Here is a 16,786-nt window from a genome sequence, read left to right as displayed (position 1 = left end):
TTTTATTCGCCTTCAATATCCTGAAGTGCGTCATAACCGTGTTCGCCGGTGCGAACTTTCGTCACATCTTCAACATCGTAAACAAAGATTTTGCCGTCGCCGATGTTGCCTGTGTAAAGAACTTTTCTCGCTGTTTCAACAACGGTCTTAACAGGAATTGCGGACACAACCATTTCCAGTTTCATCTTTGGAAGCAGGTTCATTTCCTCAATTTCTACACCACGGTATTTTTTGATGTGTCCTTTTTGAACACCGCAACCCATAACATTTGTGGCTGTCATACCTGTAATGCCGATGCCGTTCATCGCTTCTTTCAATTCTTCAAATTTTGAAGGGTTGAAAATCATAACTATCTTTGAAAGCACAGCGTCTGTTTTTGTTGTAAATGTTTCAACAGGGATTGCCTTTTCAACAGATTGTGCAGGCTCAGCGGAACTGATAAGAACGCTTGTCGGCACAAAGTCTGCATATGCAGACGGCAAATTGTGTTCTGTTGAATCAAGACCTTTGATTTCTTCTTCTGCCGTAACACGAAGTCCGTTTGTCTTTTTGATAAGAGTAAATACAATTATCATTGTGATGACTGCCCATGAGGCAACCGCAACAAAGCCGAGCAACTGAATTCCCAATTGTTTGAAACCGCCGCCGTAAAACAAGCCTTTTCCGACTCCGTCATATCCTCTTGAGAAAAGACCGACTGCAATCGTGCCCCAAACACCGTTTGCCAAGTGAACGCCGACAGCGCCGACAGGGTCGTCGATATGGAGCTTCTTGTCAAGTCCTTCTACAACAACTACAACAAGTATGCCCGAAACCGCACCGATGATAATTGAGCCAAAAGCGTCAACACAGTCGCACGGAGCCGTGATTGCAACCAAACCTGCAAGCGAAGCGTTGAGCGACATCGAAACATCAGGCTTTCCGTCTTTAATCCAAGTGAAAATCATTGTTACACATGTGGCAGTTGCCGGTGCAAGTGTTGTTGTGAGGAATATTGATGCAAGTGTGTTAACATCCTTTGCGGCAGCGCCGTTGAAGCCGTACCAAGCAAACCAAAGAATGAAAACGCCGAGCGCACCGAGTGTCAATGAATGTCCCGGAATAGCTTTTGCCTTTTTCTTTCCTGTTTTCTTATCAACAACATATTTGCCGATACGAGGGCCGAGGAATATCGCACCGATAAGAGCAGCGATACCGCCAACCATATGAATTGCCGTTGAACCTGCATAATCGTGGAATCCCATTTTTGCAAGCCAACCGTTTGAATTCCAAATCCAGCCTGCTTCAATCGGATAAACAACTGCCGAGATAACAGCTGAATAAATGCAGTACGAGCTGAATTTTGTTCTTTCTGCCATAGAGCCGGAAACAATAGTTGCGGCTGTTGCACAAAAAACAAGGTTGAATACAAAGTTTGACCAATCTGCACTTGATGAAGTGTAATCTGTCAATAATTTAAGTGTAGGTAAACCAAAGAGTCCGGCTACATAATTTTCGCCAAACATCAAGCCATAGCCGATGAGGATAAACATCAAAGCACCGATGCAGAAATCCATAAGGTTTTTCATTATGATATTTCCGGCGTTCTTTGCTCGTGTAAATCCGCTTTCAACCATGGCAAATCCACATTGCATAAAAAATACAAGTGCGGCGCCAATCAAAAACCAGACTCCAAAAACATTATCTGCAATTGCAGTAAAAATTGAATCATTCATATTTAGTTTCTCCCATAGTTTGTTATAGACATAGAGTGGAATTAATGCAGAGCTCGAAAACCGCAATGTGCCGAGCATTAATTAAGTTGAGCATCCTCAAGATATAATCTCAAGGATGCCGCTTAAAATGAGAACGACTAATAAAGTCGTAAGAGAGGGTAAATTAATAGTTAATCATATAGTGATTAATCTCCCACTGCGAAACAGAGGTTTTGTAGCTGTCCCATTCAGCCTTTTTGCCTGAAATATAGTTTGAATATACATGATTGCCAAGAGTTTCTTTAACAAATGGATCTGCCTCAGCAGCCGCAATAGCTTCGGCAAGTGAACCCGGCAAGCACTTGATTCCTTTTGCGTGTAATTCCTCATCGGAAAGAGCAAATACATTTTCGTCATATGCAGGAGCAGGCTTCAAGCCCTTCTTGATTCCGTCAAGTCCTGCGGCAAGGCAAAGTGCCATTTCAAGATATGGATTGCAGGTTGGGTCAGGACAACGAAGTTCAACTCTTGTGCCCTTGCCACGAGAAGCAGGAATACGAACAAGGCAACTTCTGTTTGATGTTGACCACACGAGATATGACGGAGCTTCGTAGCCCGGAACCAATCTCTTGTAGCTGTTTACTGTTGGGTTGCTGACAACTGCAATGCCCTGGATGTGAGCCATAATGCCTGCAATAAAGCTGTAAGCTGTATCTGAAAGACCCAATTCGCCGTTAGGGTCGTCAAAAACATTTTTGCCTGTTTTGAGGTCGTAGAGCGACATATTTGTGTGCATACCCGAGCCGTTGATACCCTCGATAGGCTTTGCCATAAATGTTGCGTGCAAACCGTGTTTGGTTGCGTAGGTTTTGACAACATGTTTAAAGGTCATAACTCTGTCTGCCGTTGTCATAACATCGCCGAACTGGAAGTCAATTTCGTGCTGACCCTTTGCAACTTCGTGGTGCGAAGCCTCGATGGTGTAGCCCATTTCTTCAAGTGCAAGGCAAATATCTCGTCTGCAATTAGAGCCTGTGTCGATAGGGTTGAGGTCAAAATAGCCTGCCTTGTCGTTGGTTTCAAGTGTCGGTGTGCCGTCCTCATCTGTGTTGAAGAGGAAGAACTCACACTCGGGTCCGACATTGAATCCGTAACCCATTTCGGCAGCCTGGTCAATGACTTTCTGCAACACATTTCTCGGGTCACCCTCAAAAGGTGTAACATTGTCTGCTTTGTAAACGGAGCAAATCAAACGAGCCGTCTGTGCATTTTGATGCTTGCGCCATGGGAAAATTGCCCAAGTGTCAAAATCAGGATGCAAATACATATCACTTTCATCAATTCGAACAAAGCCGTCAATTGATGAGCCGTCAAACATACAATTGTTGTTAAGCGCTTTTTCAAGCTGTGAAAATGTAATTGCCACATTTTTCATAATGCCAAACAAATCGGTAAACTGTAAGCGAATAAACTCAACACCGTTTTCTTTGGCCTCTTTCAAGATTTGTTCCTTTGTGTACTTACTCATAATACACACCCTCCTATAGTTATATTGTTTTATAAACCGCATAAACCGCAAAGCAGTCTATAAAAAAGCAAAGCGAGGGAGTTCCACCTGTTGGAACTTCCTCGTTCTTTCTATGTTTTCATAATACGCCGATGATTTTTATTTGTCAATAAAAAATTTTATGTTTGTGCAATTTCTATATACAACCCCCTGTTTTCGGGTTTTGTATTCGTGAAAATTATAAAAAATTTTCCTCCGAAAAACCTCGAAACCCTTTGTTAGAGTGACTTTGCGATAGCAACGCACAAATTATTTTTTATATATGGATTTGAGAAATTTAATTATTTGATTTAAACATTCCTTGTGGTTTTGCTATTAGAACGTTCTTCTTTTAATTTCCTCATTTAATTCATACAAGGCTGTTTTATCCAAATCAAAATGCAATAGTTCTTTTGCTTCGGTATAGTTGCACCATTTAAATTCCGTATGTTCATCTGATATAACTATATCTTTTTTATCTAAATTTACTGAAAATGTAAAAACAGGAATAACTGATTTCTCTCCCCAAGTTTGACGCACTTTTTCAGAAAAGTTTTCTACAGAAATATAACCCATAGAAACCAATTGTCTATAGTTGCTGTTGGGAGAAATACTTGCTTCTTCTAAACTTTCACGAATTGCTGCTGTTCTTGGCTCTTCGTCGTCTTCTCCTCCACCGGCAATAAATTGCCAAATATTCATATCAGCTCTTTTAAAAATGCAGTATTCAACATTATTTTCATAGATATAATACGGCAACACTAATACATTATACGGTGCTCTGCTCATTGAATTTTATCCTTTATAAACATCAAAAATTTATTAAATATCAGCATGATACTAATATATGAAGTCATTCATATAAACTATTTATATCTTCAAAGTCGTTAATTTTATCTAACCAATACATACCAAGCACTCGTGGCCATTTGTTTGTGTTGCAGATAGTTGTTGCATTTATATTACCCATATGGCAATGAAAGTGTCTAAATTGACCTAAAATTAATGATAATCTGTTATACTCACACCCTTCGGGTTTTTCGTATAAATCCTCATCACTTAACGAATTTAAATAGTCCATTATTTTCTCTTTGATTGTTTCAAAATAATCAATTAATAATTCTCGTGATAACACCTTTTGATTATCAAAATCATCAAGACTATTCAATTTAGGTTCATGAAAATCCGGTTCATTATATATTTCAGGATTAATGTACCATTGATCCAAAGAATGTAAAGTATGGTATACATGTTTCCATATTGGCATATCGCATAAAATCATATCCATATCACATGTTTTTAATGTAATCGAAAAATTATAAAACATTAAATTCGTATGCTCAATAATAGTATTTATTAAAATATCGCTCATAAATTATCTCCAATCTTATTAATGTAAATACCGTTGTGACAGTCTTGCTAAACTTGATTATTGTTGATTTTTTATTTAGGTTTTTACCCTATGTGTTAATTATATCACAACATAATTATTTTAGCTATAATAAAAAACGCTTGGGAGAGGAATCCCAAGCGTAATTTTTCATCAAATTTTTGCGGTTGTGTCAAGACTGTTAAAAGTCCTGAAAGCCTTTATTAGAGAGCCTCTGCGACAGCAACTGCGCAAGCTACGGTTGCGCCAACAATGGAATTGATTAAATATATTGTTTAATTATTCATCTATTATTTTATTACTAACTACCTTTCCTTTTTTATCAATTATTACACTATATTTTGTTCCGGTTTCAATTTGTGTAATTAATTCACATTTTCCACCATTAAAATGCCCAATTTCTTGAACATTTTTAAGATTGAAGTCAAATGCTTTACTTCCGTTAGTATTATAAAACGAACCGGTTTGATACGTTCCACTTGAGTAGAAATAGCCATCGCTGATTTGCTGGACATAACTTGACCAGCCATTATTACGAGTTAGTTTTTTTGAAAATAATTTTTTTGTCTCAAATGTTTCGGGATTTAATAATTTTACATCTAATTTATCAACAGCATCTTCTGCTATTCTGTAATCGTAATCAGTTAGTTCACTTATTACAACGCTATTTCCAAGAGTGTAATTTTTCATATCATCCATCATTACATTATTAATAATTTTGCTTTTGTTAGATTCAACATTCCAAAAAACAATAGTTTGCAAATTATCCTCAACAGTGCTATGGGCGTTACGTGGAGCGCCCAACAAATAGAAACTTCCCTTGCCAATATATCCGAATCTGCTATAAAAATCATAATTATCATTTGCGACGGCATTTTTCAGTGTTCCAAAACCCTCAAGAACATATTCGTTTTTTAGCGATTGATTTCCGTAAATGCAATTATATTCATCTATAAATGGGATTTCATTAGTCATTTCTATAAGCCATTCATTATTCTTAATAACTCCCATTCTAATTTGGCTGCCTTGATAATCTTCATAGTCCTCACCAACGAGTTGATAACAAGTGCCATCATTGTCATAACCAGTTGATAAAATATACTGGCAACTGTCCGCAAGTACGGTAGTTTGATTCTCGTCTTCACTGTTTTCGGTTTCATCATTAGAATAATTTTCATTTTCGTCAGTGTAAGCGTCATTGTTATTGTAATCTGTATTGTCTTTATTGTTGATTGATAAAATAAATGTAGTTATTCCAATTAAAAATACAATACAAACAATAATTATCGCAATAGTTTTATTTTTTAGCTTTTTCATTTTAATTCTCCTTTTTACTAAATGTGCGTATGTGCCCACCTATTCACGACTAAAGCATAACATAATAATTGTAAAAAGTCAATATGGGGGTGGTACTATATGGGTAAAATAAAATATTGCACTAACAATAATATAAGAGATAAAATAGGTAACAATATCGTTGAACTTAGAAAGTTAAAAGGAATGAAACAATCGGAGTTGGTAGCTAAGTTAAATCTTATCGGTTGTACCGTTGATAGGTATGCAGTTTCGTCAATAGAAAATAATCATTCTTTTGATATTAACCTTATTGCCGATATAAAAGATGTTCTAAATTGTTCTTGGGATGAATTATTAAAATAAAAAACTATAAACAATTCTTTATTAAAAATAGTATGTTATAATAACTGTTATTTCTAATAAATTTTTCAACAAAATAACCGCCCGGTATTACCCGAGCGGTTTAGTAATTATTTACTTATTTGTTTTGATTAAAGAGCCTCTGCGACAGCAACTGCGCAAGCTACGGTAGCACCAACCATAGGATTGTTACCCAATCCAAAAATCATATTTATTTTTGTGTATTTGTGTTTAATCGTATCTTCCGAAACCATTGCTATCACTGCGTTTCAGAGTTATTTGTTTGAATTTTGTATCTTTTTGTGTTTCGCTGTATTCTGCTGTATTTTGGCGAATATTTTTCATTTTGACGAATATTTGGCGAATTTGTCACGCTGTTTTCCCAAGTCAAAATGCTTATATTATATTCCTTGCAAGGAACAAAAATAAATAACTTCTAACCTCGTATGATGGCAAAATATTAATTATATTGCAATTAAAGTTAATTTTTGTTATCATAAATATAAAGTTACGAAAGGAGTAGGCTATGGGCAACAACGATTGGTATTCATATACGATTATGCACAAGGACACAGAGGTTGTTACTGTTTACAGCGACGGTGCTTGTGAAATTCACAATCTTGATTTTATGCCATATAATCTTTATTTGATAACCGATAAAGATGACATTAGGTCAAGAATGAATAATCTTGACAATTTCTATCATTGGTGCGCTTCCAGAGTGCTTACTCTTGACAGAAAGTATGCTAAAGAAATTTTAAACAGCATCGGTATGAAACAAGCTGTGTCTGACCGTGACAGAGCAGAAATTGCAATTACTTATCACGGACTTTCAATGACAGATGTATATTGGATAAAAGCTGACGAGGATATTTCTTTTGATGCCATCAATTTGTACGAGCACTCACTTTCCAACGCATTTGTGGATGTTTCTCTTTGTGGCAAGCAGTTGACTGCTGACAACAGCGAATTAATCGGCAAAGAGGATGTCGCAGGCGACATTGGCACAATGGGCGTTGCACCAAAAGCTTGGGTAAGAGAGAACGGCAACTTCTATCTGTATAAAGACGGTGACATTCGTGATGTCGATGCCGAGTTGCTCGCAAGCAAAATAATTGATTGCTTTGATGTTGAGCATGTGCAATATTTTGAGGGCGAATACGACAACAACAAAGTTAGCATTTGCAAGATTTTCACTTCGTTGAATTATAGCATTGTTCCGATTGAGCATATCGAAATTTACTGTGCCAACAATGATATGACCGTTTTTGATTTAGTTAATCAATATGACAGTTATTCATATCATATGATGAATATAATCGATTATCTTGTCGGAAACACCGATAGGCATTGGGGCAACTGGGGCTTCCTTGTTGACAATTCAAACAATAAGATTGCAAAGCTGTTTCCGTTGATGGATTTCAACAAGGCTTTCAATTCCTATGACATTCTTGACGGTGTAAAATGCCAAACAACACCAAAAACGATGTCGCAACTTGAGGCTGCTGTCGAAGCGGTTAAGGCAATCGGACTCAATCAAATCCACGAGATTAAAAAGGAGTGGTTTAGCTCCGAGGAACAATACAATATGTTCTGCCGACGACTAAATGTTTTGAACCAAAATTTGATATAATTATATTAAAAGTAATATTGAGCTGTAAATGGCTTTTGCTGTTTGCAGCTTTTTATACCCTAAAAGGTATATTTTATATTTCCAAGTAAACAATATACCCGATAGGGTTTATAATTGAAATAATTTCATTGACATTGTACCCTAAAGGGTGTAGAATAATCATAGATAATAACTACAAGGAGTAGTAATATGAACCCGATTGCGGAATTTGTAAAAGAAAATAGAAAAGCTGCAGGACTTACGCAGGAACAATTTGCATTGCGTTCGGGTCTTGGACTTCGCTTTGTTCGTGAGCTTGAGCAAGGCAAGGAAACCGTGCGTATGGACAAGGTAAATGTTGCGCTTGCAATGTTTAATGCACAGGCTGTTGCCGGAAAGAAGGAAGATAAATGAGCGTTTTCAGAACAGCCTATGTTTATGTGAGAAATACCTTTGCCGGTGTCCTCAAGGAAACAGATAACGGTTACTCATTCAAATATGATACAGATTATTTGCAGAGTAAAAATGCGTCTGCCGTTTCGCTTACCTTGCCATTGCAGGCGGAAGAATACACATCAAAAACATTGTTTTCGTTTTTTGACGGGCTTATTCCCGAAGGTTGGCTTCTAAAAATTGTAACCGATAATTGGAAAATCGACAGTCACGACCGCTTTGGGGTTTTGCTCATAGCCTGCAAGGATGGAATCGGCAATGTTTCAATAAGGGAGGAAAAGGAATGAATTGTTTATGTTGTGGCAAACCTTTGCGCACACCGGACGAAACAGGTTGGCACAAGGCTTGCATTAAACGCTTTTTCGGCACAACTAAGCTTCCCGAAATTGAAATTGACGATAAAACATTAAATCTTTTGGCAACCGAAACTACCAATAAAGGCTTTACCGTTCCGGGCGTGCAAAAGAAGTTATCTTTGCACCTTGTCAGCGACAGCCGCAAGCCAAGATTAACGCTTGTAAACTATCCGACAGGCTATATCCTCAAGCCGCAGGTTGCGGAGTTTGAAGCATTACCCGAATCGGAGCAGCTTATAATGACAATGGCAGATATGGCAGGAATTTCGACCGTTCCGCATGCACTCATAAAAGGCGATGCAGGGCTTGCGTACATCACAAAGCGAGTTGACCGTAATCTTACAGATGATAAGATTGAAATGCTCGCTATGGAGGATTTTTGCCAGCTTGATTTAAGACTTACCGAGGACAAATACAGAGGTTCATACGAGCGTTGTGCAAAGATAATCAAGCAGTATTCATCGAGGGTTGGCATTGATATGGCAGAGTTTTATATAAGGCTCGTTTTCTGCTTTATTGTTGGCAATTCCGATATGCACCTAAAGAATTTTTCACTTATTGAAACCGCTGAGGGTTCGGGCGAATATGTGCTTTCTCCTGCTTATGATTTATTGCCGGTTAATGCAAATATGCCTGCCGATAAAGAGCAATTCGCACTTGCTATGAACGGTAAAAAAATGAATATCCGCAAAGGCGATTTTCTTAAATTTGCCGACACCTGCGGAATCGCTCGCCAAACCGCCGAAAAGCTTATTGAAAATCTTGTTAAGCTAACACCAAAATGGATTGCAATGTGTGAAAACTCTTTGCTCCCCGATGAGTTGAAAGATAGATTAAAAAAGATAATTACCGAAAGAACGGAAGTCTTGCAATAATAAATTTGATAAGAGCTTTGGTGCAAATAAGTCTTTAAAAAACGAAAAATGCTGTAAGTCCGATACTTACAGCATTTTTTAAACCTTACCGTCAACATTCGTGTTGCCACCTCCGTTTTTATTAAAAGAGAAAGCATAATTTGGTTAATTATATTTTTTGATGTTTTGTTGACGAAATATGTTGATATTTTCAACATATTTCAAAATGAAGAAGTGCAGAAATACGAAGATTATATGAAAGATGTTTTTGATATAGAATCGTATTTAAAATAAAACCCAATAAATAATCCTCCTACGGTATTATTTGAACTGCCATAGGAGGATTATTTTTATACAAACGATATTGCCCAAATCAAACTCAATATCGTTTTTCAGATATTTTTATAGATTATAAAATAAACATCTTTGAAAAAATTGTTATCGGCAATCGGTGCTTTTTTTACAGTCTTTAAATACAACGGCAATAAAAATGATCTCAACGATTATCAACGGAAAATAATTGGTCAAAAACATTTTAAAAGTCAAGATTTCAAAATTTTCATACAAAAGAAAGACTTTGGTACTGCTGACAAAAGTGTTTATCAAATCGTACAATAACAAAACCATTATAGTTATCGGTGCGGATTTTGAAAAAAACATTACAAACATAGATAATCCGTAATAAAAAACAGCTACACTTAAAATCTTAAAAAGAAATCCTATCAAATCATCTATGCAATAAAAATGCAAAAGTATCACTGCCAAAGCATTAATCAAAAAACACAAAAAATATACTATCGTAGTTTCAAATCGTTTTTTATTGCCGTAAAAGAAAAACACATCTTTCGTTTTTTCCGAGAAAAATATTTCCGCCACAAAAACACTTGTCCATACGGAAAACATCGGGAAAAAGAAAAAAATAATTTTTTCTATATCTATTACCATATCATTGTTATTTAACTTATATATAAAAAAATTAAACAACGGCACAATCAGGTTAATGATTACTATGGGCAGAATCCATAATCCGTGAATGGATTTCAAAAAGTATTTGTGTTTTTTCAACTCAGATTTTCTATAAAGCATATATAACCATCCTCTACTGTGGGAGCAAGCGGCAAAGCATCAATTTTGTTTAAACAAATAATTTTTTCATATGTCTTGCCGTCAATATAAATCGTTCCCATTGAATAAAAAGGAGCATCGATATCATCAGCGCTGTTGACTGCAAAAACTTTTCCGTTTGCTACATTAGCCAATTCGTCACAAGAGTTAAATTGTGTAATAACCCCGTTTGAGAGAATCAATATTTTATCGCATAAGGATTCTATGTCGGTTATTATGTGCGTTGAAAGAACAACACATCTGTCTTTTTTTATTTCTCTGACAACATTTTTGAAATTCAATCTTTCTTCAGGGTCAAGACCTGCTGTCGGTTCATCAAGCAAAACAATGTCCGGATTTCCTATCAATGCCTGCGCAATTCCGAGTCTTCGTTTCATTCCGCCTGACAGTTTTTTTACAACAGTATCTTTTTTAGAAAAAAGATTAAGCGATTTCAACAGATTGTTGATTTCGTCATCTGTAATGTCATAATCCTTTAAATTTGCAAAAAACTGCAAAACTTCATACGAAGTAAGTTCATTAAAAATTTCAAAATTTTGCGGAAGATAGCCAATGTGAGTCAAATAATCATTTGTTTCTTTAACGCCGTCTGAATAAGTGATGCTTCCGCCGTTAAGTTTTTCTATCTTGGTTATGCACCGCAACAAAGTGGTTTTGCCGCTTCCGTTTCTGCCCAGCAAGCCGTATATGCAATTTTCAAGCTGAACATTGACATTATCAGCCACAACGATAGATTTGAATCTTTTATTAATACTGTTAAGCTTCAACATACAATCACCTCAATTCGCAAAGAAATTCCGAAAAACTTCTCTCGTCAGCATTATCAATCAAATAATTATTTATTTTTTCAAGCTTTTTACCATTATTATCATTTTTTAAAACTTCTTCCAAAATAGGAATTGCTTTTTGTAATTCTTCGGAAGAATTCTCTTTTAAGAACTCAAAGTATTCGGGATAATTCATATAAGCGTTTACGGCGTCGTATAACTCCATCTTGTTTGCACTGATTTTGGAAACAAAGCTCAATCTGTCTATATCGTCAATCGACGCTGTTATCATATAATCGTTGAAAGTTTTTACAAATTCAATATCTTCCAAATTTATATCGGGAATAATAAATATTTTTTTGATGTTCGGATTTTCCGAAACAAAAGTTTCTAATTTTTCGTTAATGGTGTCGCTGTTATACGCATCGTTAAAATACGGATAATAAATCTGAGTTTCATTGATTGCAACACAATTAATAAATCCGCTTAACAATGTTAACGAATCACTTTTTCCTTTGAATTCGTTATTAGTTCCGCTCTCCAAATTACATTGCACTTTCTTCAAAGAATGAACAGTAACATTAAAATCAGTTTCATACGGAAGTGATAAATTATCAAACCCGGAATATGAATGTGTGCTATATATTTCGTTAAATCCCGGAATTGGATAAAACGCAAAATTCCCCGGAAGAAATACAGATAAATAATTGCTGTAATATTTATCGCAAGAGCCATGGTAATATATTTTTATCAGTTTGGATTTTGAAGTGTTTTTTATCGTAAGATAATCCGAATCTCTTGTAAAATCCAACTCATCATTGTTACTGTCGGTGATTTTACTGATTTTATATCCGTGATACAAAGTGAATTTGTATTCGTCTTTAACGTCATCTGTTTTGATTGTTGCAACGGCGTTTAAGTCGTTTCTGAAATCAAACTCCAAGTCGTAACTGTCTACCCTAAAATCGGCTGGTTCCGAAACTTGCTCATTGTTCTCATAATATCTTTTATCTGCCGACACGCCCGAAGCGCTCAAATTCATTTGCGGAGCAGAAAACGGCAATATATATCCGACTAATGCTATTACACACAGGCAAGAACAAATCGTGCTTTTTAATATCTTGTTATTCTTTGAAATTTCATTATCGGTTAAACAGTAAAAAAGCAATGCCAAAAATATAAAAAACAATATTTGAGATAGCTTGTCCAAAGTTATTATATATCCCGAATGCATATTTGGAGTCCAACCGATTGAAGCGGGAGCTATGTTGAAAAATTTAAGGGATTTCGTTATGTCTGTGCCGGTTGAATTATAAACGCCGACAGAAAGCGAGTCCATAAGGTTTGTTTCCGATATAGCTATAATAAGCATAATGATATATGAAACAAATCTGCCCTTTATCTTCGACAGCAAAAAGCCAATAAATATTGCAGACAAAATGCACAGCAAAAAGTAAATTATCAAAACAACTAAAGTATGTATTACTAAAGAGAGCGAAAACTGTTTATTCGCAAAAATATAAATAACATTAAACAACAAAGCCTCTGCAAACAGCAACAAATCATACAAAAAAATTGATTGCAACTGATTTTTATATACACACTTCATACCTTTTTTGGTAATGCATATAGGCTCATAGTACCTATTGAGTTTGTAACAACATTCAAATGTGAAAAATATAAAGAATATTATTAAATAAGGCAATGTGTATAATGTATTACCTAACATATACAAAGATGGGATGTTAACATCATTTATACAAGAAATAAACGAATACAATAAAAACGCAGAAAACGACAAAACCATAAGGCTAATCAATATCTTATAGAATTTATTTCTTTCTATCGACTTTTTTTGCAAATATAAATTTGTCATAAAATCACCCTCTTTTAAGTATGCAAAGTGTTCTTGCTCTGCTCAAACACAATAACATCCATTTCGTTCATATTTACGATATTGCCCAAATCAAATCAATATTATATGCCGAATATTATTTAAAATGATAAAAGCATCAAAACAAATTGTTTAAGTTTGTTACTTTGCTTTATTATAATTTCTCTCTGATTAATCTCTTCATTACACTTAATCCCTTTATTTTTTCATTTTGTGATAAGAAAATATAAACGACCCAAAGTTTCAGTTTTTTTCATAAATGCTCACTCTAAATTTTGTGCAATTTTAACAAGCTCATCTTTTTCTATATTTCCTGTTATCATGTAAATATAATTTCCGTCATTAAAGATTATTCCTTTTGCATTATTATTAGACCTAAAGTAAACAGCATCAGCACCGTTAATCTTGATATTTTCTTGTTCATAATGCTCTGTATCAAAACTTATTCTACTTGATAATTCAAGTTTTTCAGCAACAAAAAATCTATCAGAATTTTCATAATCTTCAATATAATAATGATTTGAAACATAATCTTCATCTTCAACTTTTTTAAACCCGTCAGGAATATAATTTACTTTAAAGGATTTTACTTTTTTGGCTTTTTTTGTATCAATCACATTATATTCTGAATGATTAGAAAATTTATCGACAATATATTCTCTGCTTGTAGGAATTGCAAATACCGTTGTTGCAACAGATAATAAAATCGCTGCTATCAATAAAAATTTAAGCGTTTTCTTTGACAACTTATGTTTATTATTCTGCTCCGATTGGAACAACTCTTTCATTTTGTCATTATACTTTTTACTGAATTTATGCGGTGGAATTTCATCAGGAAATGAGTCAATCCAATTCTCACAAGAAAGCAGGCAAACATCTTCAAAATTGTTCATTGATAATTTCCCTCCTTCAAATTCTTTTTCAACTTTTCTTTTGCGTATTGAATTTTTTTGCGAATATAAGAATCTTTGACTTTGTATATCTCGGCTATTTCACTGCTTTTATAACCGTATATGTATTTTAGATATAAAAGCACCTTACTTTCTTCGTCTAACACTTTATCAAATACATATAATAATTCTACTTTTTCAAAGTTTTCAAAATATTTTAAATCAGTCAAATCATTATTTTCTTCTGTTGAAACAGTATTTATTTTGTTAGATTTATTATATATGTCAATAGCAAAGCCTGTAACAATAGTTGACAAATAGCATTTGGTTCTTTTTGATTTAACCTCATCAACTTTTTCAAAATGCTTGGCAACATAGAAAAATGTTTCCTGAACGCAATCCTCTGCATCCTCTATACTGTTTGTCCTTTTGAGTGCTATCCAATACATCAAATCTTTGTATGTCTCATATAACTCGGCAAATTTATCTTTGTCCGATTGAGTTTCAAGCAGATTTAAAAATATTCCTATCATATACACTATATCCCTATAAAATCTATTTTTGTGATAACAAATCTTAATTAAATTAAAAAGCATTATACGTATTTTGTTAATAAGTTTTGCCGAAATGCAAAATAATATGGCATAATTGCAAGATTTCAATTTGTTTATTAATATTTATACTAAATACAAATCAATACCGTTTATTTTATTGATTTCGCAAATTTAATTGCAGTTTCAATATCGCTTTCCAAATAAATATTATATTCTGTCAAATTATCTCTATATATTATTGAGCAACTGTCATCACGTTCAAATATCAATATATCCATACCGTTAGAAGAAATTGTTTGTCCTGAAACAACTCCCATTTCAGACCAACTTCCTACAAATTGATAATCGTTATTAAATTGCCTAATCATCATTTTTCCATATTGATTTTTATATTTAAAATGGACTATGGCATCTGATGAAACAGTATTGTCTTCTGATGAATAATCAATATTCGCAATCGAACAGTTTTCTGTTATCATCTCCTTTGGAAAAGTTACAGGTGAAATATTATGTTCAGCAAGTTCTAAAGCCAATTGACTGTTTGACAAATTATACATATCTGCTTTGGTGTTAGCAAACTCTAAAGTCATATCAATTTCTGCGTTTCCGTTAATAAGTTCGGCAATCTTTTGCGGAATATTAAAATTGAACACTTGAGCAGATACTGCCAATGTTGAAACAGTAACAAATACAAACAATGCAGCAATAAGCAATACCTTAATCGGTCTTTTTGTTTTTTTTCTGACAGCTAATACCGTATTATTAATTTCATTATTTCTCTTTATTTCTAATAAATCATAGCAGAGGTCAACATAATCCATATCCACTTCTGTATTTTCTTTGTTTAATTCTTCTGTTATAAGGTCTAATATTTCTTCTTCAGTTAATTTGATTAAGCCGGAATTAATCATTTCATACAATTCATTTTTACCAAACTTATTATTCACTTTGCGTCCCCCTATCTATATAGTGTCAGAAAAAATAAAAACAGGAACAAAAAGTTTAACTTTTTTCATAATCTTTTATCATTTTCAAAATTTTCTTTTTTAGTTTGGCGTGTCTTTTGCCTACTGTAGAAGAATCTAAACCCAATGATTTACTTATTTCAACAAAAGATTGTTGTTTCCAATAATGAGCAATATATAAATTTTGTTCGTCTTTATTTAATGAAGATACAATTTTAACAGCTCTTTTTTCGATAGTTTCATCTGTAACCATATTATCTACATAATCGGGATTATAGTAAAGGTTGTTTTCTATTGCTTTATCTTTATCCTCATTATTTAAAAAATCATATTCGTTTCGCTTTAATTTATCTCTTATTATCTTATTATTGTAATTCATTGTTACTTGATATAACCAAGCCCGATAATTACTTATTTTAATTCCTCGCAATAAGTTTTCATATAAAGCAACATATGTATCCTGAACGCAATCACGAGCATCTTCGTAGCCTAATTGAAAATGTAATTGACAGTGCTGTATTAACTTTTCACGATAAATTTCACAATCTTCCATTATCTTATTGATATTATTTTTATCAACAGGAACAAGATTATCTTTTAATTCTGTTTTACTCAAAACGCTCTCCTTGAATTCAACTATTGTAAATGCCATTTAACAATGATATTTTTCAAACAGTCTTAATTTTTGCAAAACACCTAATTAAATTAAAAAGCATTACACATCTTTTGTCAAGAGGGTTCACCGAAGTGCAGAAATACGAAGATTATATGAAAGATGTTTTTAATATAGAATCGTATTTAAAATAGAATACAATAAAAATTCTCCTATGGAATGTTTGAACTGCCATAGGAGGATTTTTTATACAAACAATATTGCCCAAATCAAATCAATACCATTTATTTCACCAACCATCAGAACCGTCCACTATATTATCATCTTTGCCAATGTCGGTTGAACTTGTTGTGATAACATTTGCAGATGAAAACTCGGTGATTTGTGCATATGGTTTAATGTATAACTCTTTCATTA

General features: G+C 34.1%; 19 protein-coding genes. 5 read left to right on the top strand and 14 right to left on the bottom strand.

Annotation, left to right across the window (positions count from 1 at the left end; genetic code table 11):
* Positions 1-2: 2 nt before the first annotated feature.
* From Q0E03_RS06515 to Q0E03_RS06495, 5 genes are all read right to left on the bottom strand, one after another.
* Positions 3-1,715 (bottom strand): ammonium transporter, encoded by a 1,713-nt coding sequence (locus tag Q0E03_RS06515; RefSeq protein WP_297130650.1) that lies wholly within the window; start codon positions 1,713-1,715, stop codon positions 3-5.
* Positions 1,716-1,878: 163 nt separating this feature from the next.
* The gene (gene glnA, locus Q0E03_RS06510; protein ID WP_297130647.1) at positions 1,879-3,222 is read right to left on the bottom strand and encodes a type I glutamate--ammonia ligase; all 1,344 of its coding nucleotides are present in this window, start codon (positions 3,220-3,222) and stop codon (positions 1,879-1,881) included.
* Between the two features lie 354 nt (positions 3,223-3,576).
* A complete protein-coding gene (locus Q0E03_RS06505; RefSeq protein ID WP_297130644.1) occupies positions 3,577-4,029 on the bottom strand; it encodes an NUDIX pyrophosphatase in 453 nt (150 codons plus the stop codon).
* Between the two features lie 64 nt (positions 4,030-4,093).
* Entirely contained in the window at positions 4,094-4,612 is a 519-nt protein-coding gene (locus Q0E03_RS06500) for a hypothetical protein (protein WP_297130641.1), read from the bottom strand.
* 297 nt (positions 4,613-4,909) lie between these two features.
* Positions 4,910-5,947, bottom strand: a complete 1,038-nt coding sequence (locus tag Q0E03_RS06495) for a hypothetical protein (RefSeq protein ID WP_297130639.1) — start codon at positions 5,945-5,947, stop codon at positions 4,910-4,912.
* 99 nt (positions 5,948-6,046) lie between these two features.
* Between Q0E03_RS06495 and Q0E03_RS06490 the strand changes: the two genes are divergently transcribed.
* Positions 6,047-6,289, top strand: coding sequence for a helix-turn-helix domain-containing protein (locus Q0E03_RS06490; RefSeq protein ID WP_297130636.1), 243 nt, complete (start codon positions 6,047-6,049; stop codon positions 6,287-6,289).
* Between the two features lie 128 nt (positions 6,290-6,417).
* On the opposite strand, the gene Q0E03_RS06485 is transcribed toward Q0E03_RS06490, so the two are convergent.
* Entirely contained in the window at positions 6,418-6,540 is a 123-nt protein-coding gene (locus Q0E03_RS06485; RefSeq protein WP_297130782.1) for a GGGtGRT protein, read from the bottom strand.
* 272 nt (positions 6,541-6,812) lie between these two features.
* Here Q0E03_RS06485 and Q0E03_RS06480 point away from each other — a divergent pair, with 272 nt between their 5' ends.
* The 4 genes from Q0E03_RS06480 to Q0E03_RS06465 all read left to right on the top strand — a co-directional run bounded on the left by Q0E03_RS06480 (position 6,813) and on the right by Q0E03_RS06465 (position 9,582).
* Positions 6,813-7,919: a hypothetical protein gene (locus Q0E03_RS06480; RefSeq protein ID WP_297130634.1), complete on the top strand. Its 1,107-nt coding sequence runs from the start codon at positions 6,813-6,815 to the stop codon at positions 7,917-7,919.
* A 189-nt stretch (positions 7,920-8,108) separates the two neighbouring features.
* Positions 8,109-8,312, top strand: a complete 204-nt coding sequence (locus Q0E03_RS06475; RefSeq protein WP_078767572.1) for a helix-turn-helix domain-containing protein — start codon at positions 8,109-8,111, stop codon at positions 8,310-8,312.
* Entirely contained in the window at positions 8,309-8,638 is a 330-nt protein-coding gene (locus Q0E03_RS06470; protein ID WP_177400070.1) for a HipA N-terminal domain-containing protein, read from the top strand. Before Q0E03_RS06475 ends, Q0E03_RS06470 begins: the two co-directional genes overlap by 4 nt.
* Positions 8,635-9,582 (top strand): HipA domain-containing protein, encoded by a 948-nt coding sequence (locus Q0E03_RS06465; RefSeq protein WP_297130632.1) that lies wholly within the window; start codon positions 8,635-8,637, stop codon positions 9,580-9,582. Before Q0E03_RS06470 ends, Q0E03_RS06465 begins: the two co-directional genes overlap by 4 nt.
* Before the next feature lie 417 nt (positions 9,583-9,999).
* Here Q0E03_RS06465 and Q0E03_RS06460 read toward each other — a convergent pair whose 3' ends face one another.
* The 8 genes from Q0E03_RS06460 to Q0E03_RS06425 form a co-directional block, all read right to left on the bottom strand.
* Positions 10,000-10,647 (bottom strand): hypothetical protein, encoded by a 648-nt coding sequence (locus Q0E03_RS06460; RefSeq protein WP_297130629.1) that lies wholly within the window; start codon positions 10,645-10,647, stop codon positions 10,000-10,002.
* Complete coding sequence (locus Q0E03_RS06455) at positions 10,623-11,456, bottom strand: ATP-binding cassette domain-containing protein (RefSeq protein ID WP_297130625.1); 834 nt, start codon at positions 11,454-11,456, stop codon at positions 10,623-10,625. Before Q0E03_RS06455 ends, Q0E03_RS06460 begins: the two co-directional genes overlap by 25 nt.
* A 4-nt stretch (positions 11,457-11,460) precedes the next feature.
* Positions 11,461-12,825, bottom strand: a complete 1,365-nt coding sequence (locus Q0E03_RS06450; RefSeq protein ID WP_297130622.1) for a hypothetical protein — start codon at positions 12,823-12,825, stop codon at positions 11,461-11,463.
* A gap of 785 nt (positions 12,826-13,610) precedes the next feature.
* Positions 13,611-14,240, bottom strand: a complete 630-nt coding sequence (locus Q0E03_RS06445) for a DUF4367 domain-containing protein (RefSeq protein WP_297130620.1) — start codon at positions 14,238-14,240, stop codon at positions 13,611-13,613.
* A complete protein-coding gene (locus Q0E03_RS06440; RefSeq protein WP_297130616.1) occupies positions 14,237-14,770 on the bottom strand; it encodes an RNA polymerase sigma factor in 534 nt (177 codons plus the stop codon). Before Q0E03_RS06440 ends, Q0E03_RS06445 begins: the two co-directional genes overlap by 4 nt.
* Positions 14,771-14,940: 170 nt before the next feature.
* Entirely contained in the window at positions 14,941-15,738 is a 798-nt protein-coding gene (locus Q0E03_RS06435; RefSeq protein ID WP_297130614.1) for a hypothetical protein, read from the bottom strand.
* A gap of 55 nt (positions 15,739-15,793) precedes the next feature.
* Positions 15,794-16,372 (bottom strand): RNA polymerase sigma factor, encoded by a 579-nt coding sequence (locus tag Q0E03_RS06430; protein WP_297130612.1) that lies wholly within the window; start codon positions 16,370-16,372, stop codon positions 15,794-15,796.
* A 286-nt stretch (positions 16,373-16,658) separates the two neighbouring features.
* Positions 16,659-16,784: a hypothetical protein gene (locus Q0E03_RS06425; protein ID WP_297130609.1), complete on the bottom strand. Its 126-nt coding sequence runs from the start codon at positions 16,782-16,784 to the stop codon at positions 16,659-16,661.
* Positions 16,785-16,786: the final 2 nt, after the last annotated feature.

Origin of the sequence: uncultured Eubacterium sp. (assembly GCF_934525195.1) — a bacterium.
Lineage (GTDB): Bacteria > Bacillota > Clostridia > Oscillospirales > Acutalibacteraceae > Eubacterium_R.
This window is presented reverse-complemented; position numbering and strand designations above follow the sequence as displayed.